Annotated in this window: 19 protein-coding genes and 1 tRNA gene; 8 read left to right on the forward strand and 12 right to left on the reverse strand. The window is 34.3% G+C overall.

The annotated features are described in order from the left end of the window. Nucleotides 1–45 precede the first annotated feature (45 nt). From QYS48_RS16900 to kdsA, 7 genes are all read right to left on the reverse strand, one after another. Nucleotides 46–1,344 carry an amidohydrolase gene (locus QYS48_RS16900; RefSeq protein ID WP_308356959.1) on the reverse strand — a complete coding sequence of 433 codons (1,299 nt, stop codon included), beginning with the start codon at nucleotides 1,342–1,344 and terminating at the stop codon, nucleotides 46–48. Between the two features lie 110 nt (nucleotides 1,345–1,454). Further along, complete coding sequence (yaaA, locus tag QYS48_RS16905) at nucleotides 1,455–2,222, reverse strand: peroxide stress protein YaaA (protein WP_308356960.1); 768 nt, start codon at nucleotides 2,220–2,222, stop codon at nucleotides 1,455–1,457. Nucleotides 2,223–2,285: 63 nt separating this feature from the next. After that, a complete protein-coding gene (locus tag QYS48_RS16910; RefSeq protein ID WP_308356961.1) occupies nucleotides 2,286–2,678 on the reverse strand; it encodes an acyl-CoA thioesterase in 393 nt (130 codons plus the stop codon). Next, nucleotides 2,675–4,195 carry an alpha-amylase family glycosyl hydrolase gene (locus tag QYS48_RS16915; RefSeq protein ID WP_308356962.1) on the reverse strand — a complete coding sequence of 507 codons (1,521 nt, stop codon included), beginning with the start codon at nucleotides 4,193–4,195 and terminating at the stop codon, nucleotides 2,675–2,677. Before QYS48_RS16915 ends, QYS48_RS16910 begins: the two co-directional genes overlap by 4 nt. Nucleotides 4,196–4,382: 187 nt before the next feature. After that, nucleotides 4,383–5,444, reverse strand: a complete 1,062-nt coding sequence (fbaA, locus tag QYS48_RS16920) for a class II fructose-bisphosphate aldolase (RefSeq protein ID WP_308356963.1) — start codon at nucleotides 5,442–5,444, stop codon at nucleotides 4,383–4,385. Nucleotides 5,445–5,603: 159 nt separating this feature from the next. Beyond that, nucleotides 5,604–6,545: a KpsF/GutQ family sugar-phosphate isomerase gene (locus tag QYS48_RS16925; RefSeq protein WP_308356964.1), complete on the reverse strand. Its 942-nt coding sequence runs from the start codon at nucleotides 6,543–6,545 to the stop codon at nucleotides 5,604–5,606. Continuing rightward, a complete protein-coding gene (kdsA, locus tag QYS48_RS16930; RefSeq protein WP_308356965.1) occupies nucleotides 6,542–7,330 on the reverse strand; it encodes a 3-deoxy-8-phosphooctulonate synthase in 789 nt (262 codons plus the stop codon). Before kdsA ends, QYS48_RS16925 begins: the two co-directional genes overlap by 4 nt. A 293-nt stretch (nucleotides 7,331–7,623) precedes the next feature. Here kdsA and QYS48_RS16935 point away from each other — a divergent pair, with 293 nt between their 5' ends. Together QYS48_RS16935 and QYS48_RS16940 are read left to right on the forward strand one after the other, a co-directional pair. Further along, on the forward strand, nucleotides 7,624–10,056 hold the full coding sequence (locus tag QYS48_RS16935; RefSeq protein ID WP_308356966.1) for a glycoside hydrolase family 31 protein: 2,433 nt from the start codon (nucleotides 7,624–7,626) through the stop codon (nucleotides 10,054–10,056). 53 nt (nucleotides 10,057–10,109) lie between these two features. Then, a complete protein-coding gene (locus QYS48_RS16940; protein ID WP_308356967.1) occupies nucleotides 10,110–11,462 on the forward strand; it encodes an MFS transporter in 1,353 nt (450 codons plus the stop codon). Here QYS48_RS16940 and xerD read toward each other — a convergent pair. Then, complete coding sequence (gene xerD, locus QYS48_RS16945; protein ID WP_308356968.1) at nucleotides 11,459–12,358, reverse strand: site-specific tyrosine recombinase XerD; 900 nt, start codon at nucleotides 12,356–12,358, stop codon at nucleotides 11,459–11,461. The genes QYS48_RS16940 and xerD overlap by 4 nt on opposite strands. Before the next feature lie 11 nt (nucleotides 12,359–12,369). On the opposite strand from xerD, the gene aroQ reads away from it, so the two are divergent. From aroQ to QYS48_RS16965, 4 genes are all read left to right on the forward strand, one after another. Then, a complete protein-coding gene (gene aroQ / locus QYS48_RS16950) occupies nucleotides 12,370–12,798 on the forward strand; it encodes a type II 3-dehydroquinate dehydratase (protein ID WP_308356969.1) in 429 nt (142 codons plus the stop codon). A 10-nt stretch (nucleotides 12,799–12,808) separates the two neighbouring features. Continuing rightward, nucleotides 12,809–13,180, forward strand: a complete 372-nt coding sequence (locus QYS48_RS16955; protein WP_308356970.1) for a methylglyoxal synthase — start codon at nucleotides 12,809–12,811, stop codon at nucleotides 13,178–13,180. A 111-nt stretch (nucleotides 13,181–13,291) separates the two neighbouring features. Next, a complete protein-coding gene (locus QYS48_RS16960) occupies nucleotides 13,292–15,016 on the forward strand; it encodes an FMN-binding glutamate synthase family protein (protein ID WP_308356971.1) in 1,725 nt (574 codons plus the stop codon). 430 nt (nucleotides 15,017–15,446) lie between these two features. Beyond that, nucleotides 15,447–15,836, forward strand: a complete 390-nt coding sequence (locus QYS48_RS16965) for a hypothetical protein (RefSeq protein ID WP_302100192.1) — start codon at nucleotides 15,447–15,449, stop codon at nucleotides 15,834–15,836. Nucleotides 15,837–15,945: 109 nt separating this feature from the next. On the opposite strand, the gene QYS48_RS16970 is transcribed toward QYS48_RS16965, so the two are convergent. Then, a complete protein-coding gene (locus tag QYS48_RS16970) occupies nucleotides 15,946–16,743 on the reverse strand; it encodes a hypothetical protein (protein ID WP_308356972.1) in 798 nt (265 codons plus the stop codon). A gap of 135 nt (nucleotides 16,744–16,878) precedes the next feature. On the opposite strand from QYS48_RS16970, the gene QYS48_RS16975 reads away from it, so the two are divergent. Further along, the gene (locus QYS48_RS16975; RefSeq protein ID WP_308356973.1) at nucleotides 16,879–17,280 is read left to right on the forward strand and encodes a hypothetical protein; all 402 of its coding nucleotides are present in this window, start codon (nucleotides 16,879–16,881) and stop codon (nucleotides 17,278–17,280) included. Here the strand turns inward: QYS48_RS16975 and QYS48_RS16980 are convergent. Beyond that, entirely contained in the window at nucleotides 17,277–18,008 is a 732-nt protein-coding gene (locus tag QYS48_RS16980) for a hypothetical protein (protein WP_302100189.1), read from the reverse strand. The genes QYS48_RS16975 and QYS48_RS16980 overlap by 4 nt on opposite strands. Nucleotides 18,009–18,126: 118 nt before the next feature. On the opposite strand from QYS48_RS16980, the gene QYS48_RS16985 reads away from it, so the two are divergent. After that, a complete protein-coding gene (locus QYS48_RS16985) occupies nucleotides 18,127–18,489 on the forward strand; it encodes a hypothetical protein (protein ID WP_308356974.1) in 363 nt (120 codons plus the stop codon). A gap of 119 nt (nucleotides 18,490–18,608) precedes the next feature. Here the strand turns inward: QYS48_RS16985 and QYS48_RS16990 are convergent. Together QYS48_RS16990 and rpsA are read right to left on the reverse strand one after the other, a co-directional pair. Then, nucleotides 18,609–18,679: transfer RNA gene (locus tag QYS48_RS16990), tRNA-Cys, on the reverse strand. A gap of 182 nt (nucleotides 18,680–18,861) precedes the next feature. Further along, a complete protein-coding gene (gene rpsA, locus QYS48_RS16995; protein WP_308356975.1) occupies nucleotides 18,862–20,721 on the reverse strand; it encodes a 30S ribosomal protein S1 in 1,860 nt (619 codons plus the stop codon). Between the last annotated feature and the right edge of the window lie 75 nt (nucleotides 20,722–20,796).

Consider the following 20,796-nt stretch of genomic DNA (forward strand, 5'->3'; position numbering starts at 1 on the left):
CTTAAAAGTATTGAGCCTTATCAAAGACTCAATACTATTATTAATCTAGTTATTATTCATGTAATCTAATGTAAGGTTAACAAAAGCTTTCACTCCCGTTATCAAACCACTTTCGTCAATATAAAAATCTGGAGTATGATGACCACCTAAAGCTTGTCCTTCTGGTTGCTCATTTGGCTGCCCCCCAATAAAGAAATACAAACCGGGAATTTCATTTTGAAAGTAAGAGAAATCTTCAGCTCCTGTAATTGCTTTCATAATATGAAGCTTTTCTGCACCTACTGTTTTTTCTAATGATGCAGCCATTTTTCGAGTTAGTTCAGGATCATTATAGGTTAAAGGTGCATTTTCAATGATTTCTACTTCAACGGTAGCCCCTTCAATCTCAGCAATTTTTTGTGCTGTAATTCGAATCTTTTCATGGATCATTTTTTTCATATCCGCATCCAGTGTGCGAATGGTTCCTTCCAAATAAGCTTCTTCAGGAATAATATTGTAACGAACACCCCCCTGCATAATTCCAACCGTGATAACTGCTGCTTCGTTGGTCAATTCAGAATTTCTAGAGATAATATATTGCAATCCATTGATAATTCTAGCAGAAACCGCGATCGGATCTATACTGGCCCATGGTGTTGACCCATGCGCTTGTTTTCCTTTTACTTTAATGGTAAATCTATCTGATGCAGCCATTATTCCTTCAGACTTGTACTTGATATGTCCAACTGGAGTACCCGCATTTATATGCAGACCAAAAATGGCATCAACATCAGGATTTTTCAAAACTCCTTCTTCCACCATCATTTTTGCTCCTCCTCTTTCACCAGCAGGCACACCCTCTTCCGCTGGTTGGAAAATGAATTTTATTGTTCCTGGAATCTTGTCTTTAATTTCACTGAAAACTTCAGCTACACCCATCATAATAGCAATATGAGTATCATGTCCACAGGCATGCATAACTCCAGTTTCTTTTCCATTATATTCTGTTACTACTTCAGACTTAAATGGTAAATCATTTCTCTCCGTAACTGGCAAGGCATCAATATCGGCTCTTAAACCCACAACAGGTCCTGACTTCCCACCTTTTAATAAACCCACAACACCAGTATGAGCTATGCCCGTTTCTACTTCAAGGCCCAAATCTTCAAGGTGCTTGGCTATTTTTTTAGCCGTTTCATATTCACGATTTGACAATTCTGGATTCTGATGAAAATATCTTCTCCACTCAATTACTTTTTCTTCTATCTCCTCAGCTTTTTCGAGGGCGATTTGATTTATATCTTGGGCAAAGCCAATAATTGGAATAAGAATGAACACCAATAATATTGTAAAATTCTTTTTCATAGTTTTATAATTAGTAATTAGAATTAATGAATTACAATATAAAAATAAAAAGGATAGCGTTTTTGAATTCAACACTATCCTTTTAAATAATCTTAGCCTATAAGATGATTTTACCCTCTTTTAAAAGCTAATTTAATCTCACTCGAATCATTTGGATCATAAGAATAACCATCTAAATCAAAGCCTTTCAAATCTTCAATAGATTCGATTTTATTTTTTACAATGAATCTTGCCATTAAGCCTCTGGCCTTTTTAGCAAAAAAGGATATAATTTTATACTTGCCATTTTTAAAGTCTTTGAACTCAACATCCACAATTTTAAAATCCTTTTTTAATTCTTTTTTATTTACAGATTTGAAGTATTCATTTGAAGCGAGATTAATCAAGATATTATCACCTTGAGATTTAATATCCTCCTTTAACAAATCTGTTATTTTGTCATCCCAAAACTCATAAAGATTATTACCCTTATCGGTTTCTAGTTTAGTACCCATTTCCAATCTGTAGGGTTGAATTAAATCTAATGGTCTTAACAGGCCATATAAACCAGACAAAATGCGAATATGTTGCTGAGCATAGTCATGCTCTTCTTGTGTGAATTCCTCAGCCTCTAAGCCTTGGTAAACATCACCTTGGAAAGCTAAAATTGCTTGCTTAGCATGCTTAGGAGTCTTCCTTTTAAAGTTATCATAACGCTCAACATTTAACTGAGCTAATTTATCACTTATGCTCATCAATTCACCAACCTCTTCTTCCGATTTATCTTTAAGAACTTCTATTAATTGATGGGTCTCTTTATCAAATCTAGTTTGGGTACTTCTAATCTCAAATTGTTTCTCAAAATCCAGACTTTTAGCTGGAGATAATATTGCAATCATAGCTTTTAGTTATTTTATACTTCTAACTTATCAATTTTGAAAATGTTACAGAGGAAATTAATTCTAACTCTCATACAACCTTTTCATATCTTCTGGTATCCTTTTGGGCCTTTTAGTTTTAGCATCTAATAAACACCAAAATGTTCTCGCCTCTGCTTTAGTTTGGTTATTATCAGGATTAAAAATTCTTGTCATTCTTTCAGATTTCACTCCTTCCATTGAAGCTACCCACGTTTCAGCTACCACTTTTTCATTAGGCTTAATTTCTTTTTTGTAATCTATTTCGTGTCTCAAGGCTACCCAAAGATTAATTTGATCATCATCCGTTCCTGAAATATTCTTCCAATGTGCCTCTGCCACATCCTGAACCCATTGTAAATACACTACATTATTGATATGCCCTAATTCGTCAAAATCTGTACTTTTTGGATTAATATTTAATTGAAATTTACTCATTTATAAATAATTGTACTGAATGGATTTATTGTATTATTAATGATGCTATTTCCCCCATAAATTATCTCCTTAGGAATAGTATCCAACAATTGAGATTGTGAGGATAAATTATGCACAACATTTAACAGCTCATTTTGATATACTCTACGATAGACTACTAAGTATGGATTTGAATTTTCTATAGATTCAATATTTCCTTTTGATAAAGCAATGTATTGATTTCTGAAATGGATCAAATTCCTATAATGATGATATAATGACAGAGGATTATCTTTTTGCTCTCGAAGAGATTGAACTTTACCATCTTTCGTGAATACTGCTTCGATCCAGTTTGTTCTAAAAGTATCCAATTCTTTAGTATCCCATAAGAATGGTTCTCGTATATTTGGATCCGGCTTTTTACCCAACATACCTATTTCTTCACCATAATAGATGTATGGCGTTCCTGCTAAAGTTAAAAAAATGGAGGCCGCTAATTTTGCCTTCTTTAGATCACCATTCAGATTACTCATGATTCTATTTTGATCATGATTGGTTAGAAAAATCGCATCTTTATAATCATTTGATGCATCTTTATAAAGCTTTCTTTGTTTGATTAATCTACTTATGATGTCTTCTTTATCAAGGTTTTCCCAAGAAGGGCCACTGATGGTACTGGCAATATTTCTTTCTTGAAGGATAGATTGCTGTATACTTCCAGCCAAATCAAAATTAAATAATGCAGGCAGACCTTTAGCAAATTCTTTTCCAACTGAAGCAGGTGCCCATACCTCTCCTACCAAATAAACATCATCTTTTACTTTTTGCATTTCCCTTTTGTACTCCTGCCAAAACAAATAAGAGTCTTTAATTCTTTCATCAGGGAAAATGTGTTTTGCAGCATCTAATCTAAATCCATCAACACCAATTTCGTTTAGCCAGTATTTCCCAATATCATAAATTTCCTTTCTGACTTTCGGGTTATCAAAATTTAAGTCCGGCATTCCTCCCCAGAAAAAACCATAATAATGCTGCTCATTTCTATCATTATTTACAGCATGCCATTGCGTAATATTATCCGAATCTTGTGTGACCTCTTTTTTTGATATTTTATCTGCTACACTATCTATATCTGCCCAGATATAGTAATCACGATAGGGATTATTTCTGCCCTTAAAAGCTTCCTTAAACCAAGGATGTTCAGAAGAAGTATGGTTGATGATCATGTCAATAATCACCTTAATATTTCGATTATGAGCCTCTTTTAAAAAGGTTTTAAAATCATCCATTGTTCCATAATCAGGATGGATGGCTTTATAATCGGTTACATCATATTTATGGTAAGAAGGTGAAGGCATGATAGGCATTAGCCAAACAGCAGACACACCTAAATCCTGCAAATAATCTAATTTTTGTATTGCGCCTATAAAATCACCAATTCCATCACCATTTCCATCAGCCCATGATTGAATAAAAATTTCATATGCAACACCATCAGGGAATTCAGAATTAATAATTGATTCATCATTATTTTTCATTTCTAAGGAATTACAAGCTGACAGAATGAATACTGTGTGAAAGCATAATAGAAGAAAATTTATTTTCATCTGGAATATGAATACAATAAACTTAAAAGTACTAAAAAGAAAATATAGCTTAATTATAAAGCAAAAAAAAGCACAGGCAATTATACCTGTGCTTTAATACTTAGAATTTAATGACTTTTTAAGCCAGTCTATTAATACAGTTTAATTCTTTAAAAGCTTGTTTTAAACGTTCTACCATGCTCTGCTCACCTTTTCTTAACCAAGCTCTTGGATCATAAAACTTCTTATTTGGTAAATCTGGATCATCAGGAGTACCGATTTGTTGTTGCAATCTATCTTTATGCTCTTTGTAATAGCCATGTACACCATTCCAGAATGCCCATTGCATATCTGTATCGATATTCATTTTCACAGCTCCATATCCAATTGCCTCCTCGATTTTCTCTGGCTCAGAACCTGATCCACCATGGAATACAAATAATACTGGCTTTTCTGCTGTATCATGCTTTTTCTGAATATGATCTTGTGAGTTTTTTAAGATGTCAGGACGTAACTCAACATTTCCTGGTTTATATACACCATGAACATTTCCGAATGATGCCGCAATAGTGAAATTATCACTCACCTCCTTTAATTGCTCATATGCATAAGCCACTTCTTCTGGCTGAGTATATAATCTACTACTATCAACTCCAGTATTGTCAACACCATCTTCTTCACCACCAGTGATACCTAGTTCAATCTCAAGGTGCATACCCATTTCAGCCATTGGCTTTAAGTACTTCTTACAGATTTCGATATTTTCTTCTAATGGCTCCTCAGATAAATCGATCATATGTGAGCTAAACAACGGCTTACCATGTGTTTTATAAAACTCTTTACCTGCTTCTAATAACCCATCAATCCATGGCAATAATTTCTTAGCACAGTGATCAGTATGCAAAATTACAGGAACGCCATATTCTTTTGACATTAAATGAACATGATGAGCGCCTGCAATAGCCCCAGCTATAGCGGCTTTTTGTCCATCATTAGATAATCCTTTCCCTGCATTAAAAGCAGCTCCTCCATTAGAGAATTGAATGAAAACTGGTGAATTTACATCTCTAGCAGTTTCTAAAACTGAATTAATTGAATTGTTACCAATTACGTTTACTGCCGGTAATGCATATTTATTTTCTTTTGCATGATGAAGAAGATTCATCATTTCGTCTCCGGATAATACTCCTGCTTTAGCCATGTTTTTATATTTTAATGAATTACGTTTCGTTTAAGAACTCAAAAATGACAATAATGAAAGAAATATAAAAGGGAATAAGAGATAATGTTATTTAATGTATGTTGAGCTAATCAACATATAATTTAAAATACTACTTCATTAATATTTTAAAATTTACAACTACAGATCGTAAAGCTGTAATACACCAATGCATTTCTGATCCTCAGCCACTAGTAAAGTGTTAATTTTATGTTCCATCATCATCAATTCAGCCTCCTTTAGTTTCATTTCTTTATCAATGAATTTAGGAGAATTAGTCATAATATCTTTGGCTTGAAGGTCCATGAAATTAGCTTTATTATTTTTCATTCCTCGTCTTAAATCACCATCTGTAATTACTCCTGATAATTTAGCTTGATCTTCAATTATGGCAATACCCAACCTTCCTGCGGACATGGCTTGAATAACCTCCTCCATTTTACTATCAGATGCAATAACTGGCAATTCTGTAGACCTCATCACATCTTTCACTCGCATTAATAATCTTCTTCCCAAAGAACCTCCAGGATGAAATAAAGCGAAATGCTCAGGTTGAAAATCTCGTTCACGCATTAAGGCAACAGCCAATGCATCCCCCATTACCAAAGTAGCTGTGGTTGAGGAAGTGGGTGCCAAATCAAGGGGACAAGCCTCTTCCTCTACATGTACATTCAAATGAAAATGAGTATTCTTAGCTAATGTTGAAGCGGGATTTCCACTCATTCCGATTATTTTATTCCCGTTTCTTAGAAAATAAGGTAAAATTTTAAGTAGTTCATCTGTTTCTCCTGAATTAGAGATTGCTAATACTATGTCATTTTGTTGTATCAGACCTAAATCGCCATGATAAGCCTCCCCTGGATGCAAAAAGAAACTAGGTGTGCCTGTGCTTGAAAATGTAGCCGCTAATTTTCTTCCAATTATTCCGGATTTACCCATACCCGTTACAATCAGCTTACCTTTACTATCCATAATGGCCTTCACAGCCTTTTCAAAATCATCTGTCAGTAAGCTTTCTAAATCTTTTACTGATTTAGCTTCAATAGCAATTGTTTCTTTAGCAGAATCTAAAATCCGACTCATTGAATTATTGATTTTATTAATGCTTTTAAATCCTTTAAAAATACCTGATTAGGTCCATCACTCCATGCTTCATCAGGATTAGGATGAGTTTCCAGAAAATAACCATTAGCCCCAAAAGCTTTCGCTGCCATTGCCATACCAGGTACAAACTCTCTATTGCCTCCAGTCTTTCCTCCTGCCCCACCGGGACGCTGTACAGAATGAGTACAATCCATAATTACAGGAAAACCGTGCTCAAGCATGTCTGGAATATTCCGGAAATCTACTATTAAATTATTATACCCAAACATATTACCACGCTCGGTCAACATAACCTGCTTATTCCCCGTCTGTACCACCTTTTGAGCAGGGTAATACATATCTTCCCCTGATAAAAATTGCGCTTTTTTAATATTTACAATTTTGCCTGTTTCAGCAGCTGCTAACAATAAATCTGTTTGACGGCATAAAAAAGCAGGTATCTGCATAATATCAACCACATCTTCTAATAATTTAGGCTGATTTGACTCATGCACATCTGTAGTAACTGGAAGATCATAAGTTGACTTAATTTCCTGCAGCCATTCTCTCCCCTCTTCTAATCCAGGACCTCTTTTAGCTGATGCTGAAGTTCTATTTGCCTTATCAAAAGAAGATTTAAAAATGATTTCAACATCAAACTCCTTTTTAAGGGTAACTATTTCCTTGGCAACTGTATGCAATAAATCCATACTTTCCATTACGCACGGACCTACTATAAAAAAAGGCTTTTCAGAAGATAATTTATGATATAAATTTTGTGACATCTTATTAAATCAACTCTATTATAATGATATGTATTATTAATCTGTGACAAAGTTGCTAATTTAAATTTCAAAACAGAAATAAATGATTTTGTTTCCTAAATCTATTTTGCTAAAGCTAATATTAGCCACTGTAAACAGATCTGAAATCCTTTAAAAAAGCATATTAAATGATTTTTAAATACAAATCGTTAAATTGCAAACGGCACCGCAAACGATTGCATTAAATTTATAATTGCATCAGTAAATTCTGATAACTTCATTGGATAGCTTAGCGGTTCTTAAAAGTAAAATGGATGATTAGTTCTAAAACGATAAATAAATCGAATTCAAACCTTCATTGTGGAAATATTGAACACTATGAAGAAACTTCTTATGGTATTTCTGGCAAAACTGAGAATGCATATTTCAAAATCAGCGTAATACAGGAAGGAACTTTTAAAATACATTTAAGCTCCTCAAAAGAATTCGATAAGCACTCCTATGCGGTTATTTCGAAACCACTAAATATTGACTTTAGCTGTATCTATCATGATAATATTGTAGAAATAAAAACTGATAAACTTACTTTAGAACTTAACAAATCTCCATTTGCTGTAAAATTTAAAAATAAGGCTGGTGAGCTTATCAATGAAGATGATGCTTCTTTTAGCACCTCGTGGTTGGGAGAGCAAGTTACTACCTATAAAAAACTTCAAGAAGGGGAAAGATTTATTGGTTTAGGCGAAAAAACAGGGCCTTTAGATAGAAAAGGAAATGGATATCAAAACTGGAATACTGACCATTTCGGTTACCCACCAGATAGCGATCCATTATACTGTAGTATTCCCTTTTATATTGGAATACACAACCATCTTTCCTACGGCATCTACCTAGATAACAGTCATAAATCACATTTCAATTTTGGAGCTTCAAATAGAAGGTTCTCTAGCTTTTCAGCTGACCAAGGTGATATGGCCTATTACTTCATTTATGAGGATAATGTAGAAGATATTATTAGCGCCTACACTGATTTAACAGGAAGAATGGAACTCCCTCCTATGTGGAGTTTAGGCTACCAGCAATGTCGTTACAGTTATAAACCTGACAAGGAAGTTTTAGGTATAGCTAATTTTTTCAGGGAAAAAGAAATTCCTGCAGATGTGATGGTTTTAGACATCCATCATATGCAAGATTATAAAATATTTACCTGGGATGGGGAAGATTTTCCGAATCCGAGTAAAATGATTGAAAAGCTGGAGGAAATGGGATTTAAGCTTGTGGTCATATGTGATCCAGGTATTAAAATCCAAGAAGGCTATGAAGCTTATGACTCAGGAGTAAAAGAAGATGTATTCATTAAATATCCAGATGGTGAATATTATGAAGGAGAAGTATGGCCTGGATGGTGCCATTTCCCTGACTTTACAAATCCAGATGTTAGAAACTGGTGGGCTGAGAAACTAAAAGCTTACACTGATTTAGGAATTTCTGGTTTATGGAATGACATGAACGAAATTGCAACCTGGGGTCAATATCTTCCTGAGCTGATGGAGTTTGATTTTGAAGGTCAAAAAGCATCTACCCGAAAAGCAAGGAATATATACGGCATGCAAATGGCCAGAAGTACCTATGAAGGAGCCAAGAAGAACCATCCTAATAAAAGAGTTTTCAATCTTACTAGAGCAGGCTTTGCCGGTATACAAAGATATGCCGCAGTTTGGACTGGCGATAATGTGGCCAATGACGAACACATGCTATTGGGAGTTCGACTAGTCAACAGTCTTGGCTTAACAGGAGTGGCATTCTCAGGTTACGATATTGGCGGCTTTGCAGGTGATGCTAACAGTAAATTGTTTGCAAGATGGATTTCAATTGGAGCATTTGCTCCATTCTTTAGAGGTCATAGTATGATTAACAGCCGAGATTCTGAACCTTGGGCATTTGGTGAAGAGGTCGAAGAAATTTCCCGTAATTACATAAATCTGCGCTATAAATTAATGCCTTATATATATTCAGCATTTTATGAGGCTCATGAAAGTGGTATTCCCGTAGCTCGCAGTTTAGCGATTTATTACCCACACGATGATAAAATCTACAACTCCCTATATGAAAACCAATACTTATTTGGGGCTAATATTTTAGTAGCTCCGGTTTCAAGTGAAGTAAATTTAGCTAAGGTATATTTACCTGAAGGAAATTGGTATGATTTATACGATGATAAATTCTATCACGGTACGCAGGAAATTATAGCAGAGTGTCCAATTGAAAAGTTACCTGTATTTATAAAAGCTTCTTCTATTATCCCCATGCAAGACAGGGTGCAAAGCTTGAGTAACAATCAAAATAGTGTTTTATATCTTCATATTTATAAAGGATCAGAAAATAATACCTACCAATATTATGAAGATGATGGTGACACTTTCAATCATGTAGAAGGTGCTTTTTATAAAAGAGTAATCGAATATAAGCCTCAGGAGAAACAAATAATTTTCCATGCTAAAGAAGGAAATTATAAATCTCAATATAAAGAAGTGCAGATATACTTCCACGGCTTTGAAAATGAATTAAAGCAGGAGATTTCAATCGATCAACAGTCAATCCCAATAGAAAAATCACCTTTTAGATTCATAGATCCAATATCAAACTTTGATCCACTACCAGATCAGGAAAGGACTGATTTTAAAATAGAAAATCTACCGCTAAGCAAATTTAAATGGGAAGAAGAACAATTCATTATAAATTGGTAAGTGAATAATTATTTGGTAAACCCCCACAACATTTTTAAACCATAAATAATTTAATGGAAGATATTTCAATTGCTTCTAAGAAACCAAAATTAAGTTTTTGGGAAATCTGGAATATGAGTTTTGGATTTTTAGGAATTCAATTTGGGTTTGCGCTTCAAAACGCAAACGTAAGTAGAATATTTGAGACTTTAGGAGCTTCAAAAGATAGCCTTCCTATATTATGGTTAGCAGCACCGGTTACGGGCTTAATTGTTCAACCCATAATTGGATATTATTCTGATAAAACCTGGATTCCCAAATGGGGACGTAGAAGACCTTTCTTTGCAATAGGTGCTATATTGGCAACCATTGCATTATTCATCATGCCTAATTCACCGGCTCTTTGGGTTGCAGCAGGAATGCTATGGGTGATGGATGGCTCAATCAACATCAGCATGGAACCTTTCAGAGCATTTGTTGGTGATGTATTGCCCAATGAGCAACGAACGAAAGGCTTTGCCATGCAGGCATTTTTCATTGGTATTGGTGCGGTAGTCGCATCGGTTTTACCTTATGTTTTAACAAATTGGCTGGGCGTTTCAAATACCGCTGCATCAGGTGAAATTCCTGATTCCGTAAAATGGTCGTTTTATATAGGAGGTATTGCTTTCTCCTCAGCTGTAATGTGGACTGTGTTTAATTCAAAAGAATACCCACCTGAAGACTTAGAAAAACTGAAAGCTGAAAATAGTGAAAGAAAGATCTTCAGTGGACTAGCTGAATCTTTCATAGGTATTTTCAAGATGCCTAAAACTATGATGCAATTGGCTTTTGTACAGTTCTTTTCTTGGTTTGCCTTATTTGCCATGTGGATTTATACTACTCCGGCAGTAACGGAGCATGTCTATGGTACCACGGACACTGAATCAGCGCTTTATAATGAAGGAGCAAACTGGGTAGGTATCATGTTTGGTGTTTATAACGGCATAGCGGCTTTAGCAGCATTTGGATTACCCATTTTAGCAAAATATTTTGGCAGAAAAGGCACACATATGATTGCTTTATTGTGTGGTGGAGCTGGCTTAATCTCTATATTTTACATTAATGATCCAAACACATTAGTCATCAGTATGATTGGCGTTGGTATAGCTTGGGCCAGTATTCTTTCATTGCCCTATGCTATGTTAAGTAGTGTTTTGCCTGCTGACAAAATGGGGTATTACATGGGAGTATTCAATTTTTTTATTGTTATCCCTCAAATCGTTGCTGCTGGTATATTAGGTTATATTTTGAGGAATTTCTTTCATAATGATGCTGTTTATGCCCTAATCGTGGGGGGAATCTCAATGGCAATTGCAGCTTTCCTAAGTTTATTAGTAAGAGATATAGACGAAGAGAAAAGAAATAAAGCTAAAAGTAACAACTAAGCTCTAGGGTGAAATTCTTTCAAGGTCTGAGATAAAAAATCACGATCTAAGTGAGTATAAATTTCAGTTGTGGTAATGGATTCATGTCCTAGCATTTCCTGAACAGCTCGTAAATCAGCTCCTCCTTCTATCAGATGAGTAGCAAATGAATGACGGAATGTATGGGGACTTACTTTTTTATGAACACCTGCTAAATTGACCTGCTTTTTAATCATGGTAAAAATAGATACCCTGCTGATCGATCCTCCAAAACGATTTAGAAAGACAATATCTTTAGCTTCAGGCTTTGGGTTTTGATGAATTCTGACTTCATTGATATAAATCTTCAAATGCTTGGAAGCCGACTTTCCCATCGGTACTAATCTTTCCTTGCTCCCCTTCCCTATTATTCTTAAAAAGCCTATATCAAAATAAGTATTGGATATTTTTAAATTCACTGCTTCACTTACTCTAAGACCAGATGAATACAATACTTCCAGTATAGTCCTATCTCTTTGTCCATTTGCATTAGTTAAATCCACTGAATTAAAGATACGATCAATTTCTTCCGTGCTCAACACATCAGGTAGTTTTCGCCCTAACTTTGGAGCCTCTAATAATTCTGCCGGATTCTCTTTTATAATATCTTCATATAATAAATATTTAAAAAAGCCTTTTATACCTGATACTACTCTTGCTTGGGTATGGACCGTCATACCTAATTCATTTACATATTCTAAAAAATTATGTAAATCAGAAGGCTTAACTTCTAAAGGATCGTTTTTAGGATTGGAGAAATCCAAAAACTGTTTTAGCTTTATCACATCATGGATATAAGCAGAAACGGTGTTTTCAGCTAATGAGCGTTCTAATTGTAAATAATTCCTATATTCAGTTAAAAATATATCCCAAGCCATAATTAAATGTAATGGATAAAAAGAAAATCATAATCATAAATGGACCAAATTTAAATCTTTTAGGTAAAAGAGAACCTGAAATATATGGAGCAGCTTCATTTGATGAATTTATAAAAAAATTAAGACTAGATTACCCTGATGTAGAACTAGATTATTATCAATCCAATATAGAAGGTGAGTTGGTATCAAAAATTCAGGAATCCGATTCTGCCTATGATGGAATTATTTTAAATGCTGCGGCCTACACCCACACCTCTGTTGCCATACATGATGCAATTGGCGCTATAGACACAGCTGTTATAGAAGTTCATATATCCAACATTTATAAAAGAGAAGTATTTCGACATAAAAGCTTGATTTCATCAAAATGTATAGGAATGATTTCAGGCTTAGGATTATCAGGATACAAATTAGCCTTAGAGCATTTTAAAACTTTATAAATCTAATGATATGAAAATAGCAATCATTGCTCACGATGGTAAAAAACCAGAGATGGTTTCTTTCCTCAATAAAAATAAAGAAAAGCTTTCTAAGGTATCATTAGTAGCCACAGGCACCACAGGCGGATATGTAGAAAATACTGGTTTAAAGGTAGAAAAGCTTTTGTCTGGCCCAATTGGTGGAGATGCTCAAATTGCTGCATTATCTGCCGAAAAAAAGCTTGAAATGGTGTTATTCTTTAGAGATCCTCTAGGCAAGCATCCTCATGAACCAGACGTTCAAATGTTGATGAGAATTTGTGATGTTCATAATATCCCAATTGCCACAAACCCAGCAACTGCCCAATTACTTATTGATGCTTTCTGGAGTAAACAGATGTAAGCTATTTTATTATTGACCTTCAAGCACTTATAAGCAAAATATTTTATTGATCAGCATTGCCAATGCTTTAAAATTGTATTATATTACAATACACTATTAATTTTCTATGCTATGGCTGATCGTGAATTTATACAATCTGGTACAACCGGACCTCGCCTTAAATACATCCTAAAAATCTTTAATAGCTATACTACAGCCTGGATATTTTCAGCTTTGGTATTAACGGCAGCTTATGGCTATTTTTTTCAATCCGAATATTTGAAAGAATCAGGCATTTGGTCTTTAGCCTTGACTTTAGGAGGAGAGTTTATTATTGCGCTTTTAATTACAGGCTTTATAACCTTATTCATTTACGATAAAAGACAAAAAGACACTCCTATTCAAAGAGTTTTTCCAGTAGTCATTTGGGGTAGAAAATTATTAGTAAAAATTGGCCCTTTATTAAGGCAATACCTTTTCTCTAATGATCAGGAAGAAACTCCTTACAATAGAATAACCAGAAACTGGATTTATGCTACCTCTTCTGGTGCCAGAAACACCATTGGCTTCGGTAGCCAAGTTGATATGGATAAAGTAGGAACAACCTTAATTATGCCGGCTACTTTTACCAATACCAAAACTATGACCGGAGAGGAAACCGGGCAATTCTATAAAAAGGTAATTGGCAAACATACTGGAGTTGAAACATATACCCTCAACCATTTTGTACACATCAGTGCCATGTCATATGGTGCTTTATCTTTTAATGCACATGCATCTCTTAATAAAGGCGCTAAAATGGCAGGCATACTCCATAATACAGGAGAAGGGGCTTTAGCACCTTGTCATGAGTATGGAGGTGCAGATCTCGTATTTCAAATTGGAACTGCTAAATATGGAATCCGAAATGAAAATGGAGAGATGGATGATCGTTTGCTGAAAGAAATGGCAGATCATCCTCAAGTAAAAATGTTTGAGATCAAATTAGCCCAAGGTGCCAAACCCGGAAAAGGTGGTATGCTTTTGAAGGAAAAAATCACCCCAGAAATCGCTAAAATCAGAAAAATACCAATGGGTAAAGATGCCTTTGCTCCAGCAAGGCACAAAGAGTTTACCGATGTTGATGGATTATTCAATTTCATTGATAAAGTAAGAGGAATTGTAAATAAGCCTGTCGGAATTAAAATGGTGATTGGTCACACTGCCGAAATTGAAGACATCGCCAAGAAAATGAAAGAGGAACCCGGTAGAGGGCCTGACTATATCGTAATTGATGGAGGTGATGGTGGAACAGGGGCATCTCCTCATGTTTTAAGCTCTTATGCGGGCTTACCTATGAAACAGGCCCTCGCAGTAGCTGATTGGGCTTTAAAAAATAATGGTGTGCGTGATAAAGTGATATTATTCGCTAGTGGAAAAGTAGCCACAACAATTGATATAGCTGTTGCAATGGCCCTAGGTGCAGATGCCGTTTACATAGCTCGTGGATTCATGCTTTCTCTTGGCTGTATACAAGCCCTGGAATGCCATACCAATGCTTGTCCTACCGGAATTGCTACTCAAAACAAAAAGCTGCAGAAGGCCATTGATATTGACGCAGCAGCTAAGAGAGTAGCCACTTATGCAGATGCTTTATATAAAGAAACACAAATGCTAGCTGAGTCCTGCGGCTATGATAGTCCAAGCCAAATTACAGCTGATGACATTATGGTAGTTACCTCCCCAGGCCATTTAGATTATCTTTCTGAATTACATGGCATCTCAGCCTTTGAAGCCAGCAACGAACGTAGACAAGCAAAAGAAGGCAATATGAGTGTAGGTGAGATGAAGATGAAAAGGGAGCAAGTGCATACTTGATTTTCACCTTATTATAGCCTTAAATGTATATGACATATATTAGACAATTCAATGGTTCAAGCGTCCGCTTGGACCAAATAAGAAATATGAATTACAAGTAATAACGATTTGTGTAAAATATAATATCAATTATAATTCTTGTACCGAACAAGCGGACGCTTGCTCGAGAGCAATATAGATTAAAAAAATCTGCTAATCTTATCCAAATTAAGCTTTATGCATAAAAAAACCTCCTCCGTTTTTGACACGAAGGAGGTAAAAAAAGAGGTCACATAGTATGGTAATTAGAAAGTCATAACCAGATTCATATAAGCCTTTAGATTTGAGATATTCAACTATTTTCTTTTTCATTCCCTACTTTGGGAATTAACGGTTTAAAGAATTTTTATTAGATTGAATTTTAATTCAAACTTAAAAATATTAAATATTTATGGGGTATAATTACTTTTACATAGTTGGATGGTTTGGAGCTTCACTATTAGTAGGGTTATTGGGAAAAGATAGAAAGATTGGATTTGCAGTATCGTTCATTGTGTCATTACTATTAAGTCCGTTAATAGGGTTAATTGTGACCTCATTTTCAGCAAGAGTTATAAAAGTTAATCAAAGAAGTAACTATAAAGTGTATAAAGAACTAGGTGCAAAAGCTGAATATAAGGACAAAACAAATGAAGCTATCGACCATTATATGGATGCACTTTATCATTTAGAAAACGATTACAAAAACAAGAAGATATCCAAATCACAGAATGAAAAAAGACTGCAGCATATTGATGAATTGAAAAGGAAGGTTGAAGAATTAAAAAAGAAGTCAGCTTAAGGTCAGACCCCCTGACCCCAAAAATCATAGAAAAACGAAAGATAGATTTGGTGTGTGATTTAAATTCGCTTGCTGCTAGATATGAGATATGCCCCATATTAAGAATTAACTATAACTCTCTTATTATTGAATAGATACGTTTATAATTTAAAATTGGTAGGTACATATTTTTAAGTTTGTGAATCGTTTCGATTTTATAAGGGTCATCTTCTAGTCTTTCATTAAAAACCTCAATCATAACATTTATATTTAAATATTGAAAAATATTTTTAAATAGCTGGTCAAATTCATTTGGAAAACTTGCAATCAAAATATTTAAAGTGGGTTTTTCTATACCAACCTTTTTTAATAACAATATTTGATTATCAAGCTTAGAACAAGTTTTAAAAAAAATATTTAAGTGATCTTCATTTAGAGTCAAAATCACATTTTGTTCTTTTTGTAGTTTATTACTTTTGTCTGCAGGGTCAGAACTAAGTATGTACATATAACCAGCAAAAATAGTATTTAATTTATTTATTGTTTTTTTAATATCTGCATCAAAGTATTCAGCTATCTTAATTTTTTCACTTAAAATAATCTGGATTTGATTAGCTTCTTTGTTCTGCTGTACAATGGATTCATTTGCTTTAACAATATCTTTATTTGCTTCTACCATCGCATCATTAGCATCAGTCATTTTTTTTAGTTCTCTTTGCTGCAATTTATAGTTAACGTAAAGAAGACCAACAGTGAAAGCAGTTAATAATAATGTCAATGTTTTATAAACATTCTCAAATGAAAAAAAACTGTTTTCAGAATCATAAAATACTGCTGCAAATAATAAAACAGTTATTGAAATAAAGCATACTATAATAATATAATATGAAACTTTAATGATTTGATATAGTAGGTTTGATTTCTGCATAAGGTTTTGATCTATATTCTCCTGCAAGATATAAAACTATCCCACAGTTTTGAATCGAGCAATGATTGAATTAATCTTGTACTAAGATATAATTTATATAATCTTGTCGTTAAACATAAATAAAATTAAAAACTGATGTACACAACCAAAACCAATAAAGACTTACTAAGCACACTTAAATTTGAATTGGAATTATTAGATGGTGCTGAATTAAAAGATTATAATACCCAATTAGAAACGTTATTGAGTAGTTATTTGAATTTAGAATTATATAATAACACTGTAGTAAATTTTAGACTAGAATATATCAGAAAGCTATTTCAAATAAGTCAAAAATTACGGGATTACCTAAGCAAACCAGATACAAGTATTAGCGACATATTAGCACTAAAAAATGGTAAAGGGGTTATCACTTATTATAAATATTTATTACAATATAGAGACGTGATTAAACCCTTATATCTGGTAATTAATGAAGAACTAAAACAAAGTCTATATTACCAGTATAGTACGATTGATAACATTAGAGATATTTAGCATCGTTCTAAATCCCATTTATGTAAAGCCTCATTCAATGCATTGAAATCTTCAATATCATCAACACAGGTAAAATCTTTATAATGCCTGTTTGAACTATATACCAGCTTTATAATTCCATAGGTTTTGCGACCACCACCATTGTATAAGGTCTCATATATTCGTCTTAAGCCACCGTTGTATTTAGTAGATAAGTAGTAGGTAATCAGATAATGGTGAATGGTATCACCATAATCTGCAGTAAGGATTGCTTTAATATCATTAAGGTATTGAACATATACTTGTTTTCGTCCAGAAGTGATTATTGCTTCATCAACCAGTTTTAATAATCTCTTATTATGGTTCAGTTCTCGATTCACCATCACATCAGCTAATAATGAATTCTCACTTACTTCATTGATATCTACTTCAACATACTTCTTTTTTCTCAGGTGGGTGATGATAGTATTTTTAATTATCTGCTGCACATAGCTAAATGAAGGTTTGCTACTATCGAAGCCATTTTTAAGACCGTGAAAAGCTTTTGTAATGGTTAAAGCTCTGATATCATCTATATCTTTCTTAAGCTGTGGTTGATTTGAAAAGTAATGCTTGTATATCATATCGAACATCTTTTCAACCTGTGGTAATAACTCAGCAAATGCAGTGTTACATTTTTCTGTATCAGTAGCTGTGCTGATAATAGTGCATAGCTTTTGTTCTTTATCGTTCCAGTACTTTGTATTCATCTTTTTTAAATAAATACTGCAACGGAAAGCAAAAGCACAGATTGACTATAAAAAAACCAGGTTTTTAAATGTATGCTAATTTACATCTTATATTGCTGGTAAAACTAAAACAATAATTATGACAGAAATTAAAAAAAGTCTTATAGAAGACTACATCCGTAACTTTGATGCTCTTCAAAATGAAAGTGAAGCCCACTATGTACATAATGTGGCAGGTAAAATGTTGAAGGAAGATTTGGAGGAATTGAAATATGTATGTTCAGATTTAGAAGATGGTACAATTGATAAGCAGGCAATTTTCGTCTTTAATGAACAATATAGGTTATACCAAGAACTGTTTCAGTCAATCAAAAACAAAGAGGCTGAAATTCTTAACGCACTTCACGTTGAAGATAATGACCTAAATCAAAAACTGTACCTCCTGCGTGATATCCTTACAATGCTTCCGAAAGCACGTAAAACCCTAAATACCCTTTTATAAGTAATAAAAATGCTTTAAAAGGTGTTTTTTAACTTGAATTATGTTTTAAAAGGGTATTCATAAAACATAAAAAAACCTCTAACTTCCTGAAAATCATTTAGTTAGAGGTAAAAATAATGAGGTCACGAGCGGATTCGAACCGCTGTAGATGGTTTTGCAGACCACTGCCTAGCCGCTCGGCCACGTGACCCTTTCCGCTTTTGCGATTGCAAAAATAGACATATTATTGCGCTTGTCAAACACAGATAGAGAATAATTACAAAATTATTTCAAATCCATTTTGTATCAAGCAATTATGTCATAAAAATAAAAAAAGCCATCCACTTAATCAGCAGATGGCTTCCAATATATTTCAAAAATTAAGACCTAATTTTAGTCTTCTTTTTTGTCTTCATCTTCTTTCTTCTCTTCAGCCTTTTTTGGAGCAGCTTTTTTCTTAGCTCCACCTTTAGCGTCATCTTCCATTTGAGATTTCAATGCAGAAAGCGCATCTAAATCACCTAATGTAGATGATGAAGCTTGTGGCTTAGGAGTAGACTTTTTCTTTCCACCACCTGTAGCTTTCTTCTTAGGAGCAGCTTCCTCAACCTTAGAGTGAGTGTGTAAGTGTGAAAGAACGATTCTCTTATCATCTTTAGAGAATTCTAATACTTGGAATTCTAAAGACTCCCCAACCTCTGCCATAGAGTCATCCGCTTTCTTTAAGTGCTTAGTTGCAGCAAAACCTTCGATACCATATGGTAATTCCAAAATAGCACCTTTTTCGTTTTTGCTTAATACAGTACACTTATGCTTAGAACCTACAGTGAATACAGTTTCGAAAGTATCCCAAGGGTTTTCTTCTAATTGTTTGTGACCTAATGCTAATCTTCTGTTCTCAACATCTAGTTCTAAAACAACTACGTTTAATTCTTCTCCTACTTTTACGAATTCAGATGGGTGTTTGATTTTCTTAGTCCAGCTTAAGTCAGAAACGTGAACTAATCCGTCAATACCTTCTTCTAATTCGATGAACAAGCCAAAGTTTGTCATATTTCTCACAACACCTTTGTGCTCAGTACCAACCGCATATTTAGTTAATACCTCTTTCTTGTTCCAAGGATCTTCAGTTAATTGCTTAATACCTAGAGACATTTTACGCTCTTCTTTGTCTAAAGTAAGAACTACAGCCTCTAACTCATCACCTACATTAATGAAATCTTGAGGATTTCTTAAATGTTGTGACCAGCTCATTTCAGAAACGTGAATTAAACCTTCAACACCAGGAGCAATTTCTAAGAATGCACCGTAATCTGCAACATTAACGATTTTACCTTTTACTTTAGAACCTACATCTAAGCCTTCAGCAAGCGAATCCCAAGGATGAGAAGTTAATTGCTTCATACCTAAAGAAATACGCTTCTTACCTTCGTCAAAGTCTAATACTACAACTTTCACTTTTTCGTCAAGCTTCAATACTTCTTCTGGGTGGTTAATTCTACCCCAAGAGATGTCAGTAATGTGAAGTAAACCATCAACACCGCCAAGGTCGATGAATACACCGAAGTTCGTCATGTTCTTGATTACACCTTCTAGAACTTGTCCTTTTTCAAGGTTGTTCAAGATTTCAGCTTTCTGCTTCTCTAGGTCTTTCTCTATTAATACTTTGTGTGAAACTACTACGTTATCGTTGCTGTAGTTAATTTTCACAACTTTTACTTCCATTTTCTTACCAACGAAAACATCGAAATCACGAATTGGCTTAACGTCAATTTGAGAACCAGGTAAGAAGGCTTCAACACCGTGAACGTCCACGATTAAACCACCTTTAGTTCTTCTTTTCACTAAACCTTCGATAATCTCGTCATTGTCAAGTGCAGATTGGATTTTATCCCAAGCACCAACAATTTTCGCTTTTCTTCTTGATAAAACTAATTCCCCGTTTTTGTCTTCACGCTCTTCAACGTAAACTTCCACTTCATCCCCTACTTTTAAGTCAGGCATGTCACGGAATTCGTTTGTAGGAACTAATCCATCAGATTTGTAGCCAATGTTTAATACTACGTCACGATCGTTAATCGCTACCACAATACCTTTCACTACTTCTTGTTCATCCAAATCAGTAGCAACATTGTCATACATTTTAGCTAATTCTTCTCTCTTAGCTTTTGAGTAGCCTTCACCAAAACCTTTGGTTTCAAATGCTTCCCAATCGAACTCTTCGTTCTTTACGTTTTCTTGATTTTCTGCCATAATGTGTCAGGACTCTCTAATTACAACAACAATTCGAGCCAAAATTGTCATCGTTTTGGTTTACAATCACTTATC

It is taken from the genome of Marivirga arenosa (genome assembly GCF_030503895.2).
GTDB classification, from domain to species: Bacteria; Bacteroidota; Bacteroidia; order Cytophagales; family Cyclobacteriaceae; genus Marivirga; species Marivirga arenosa.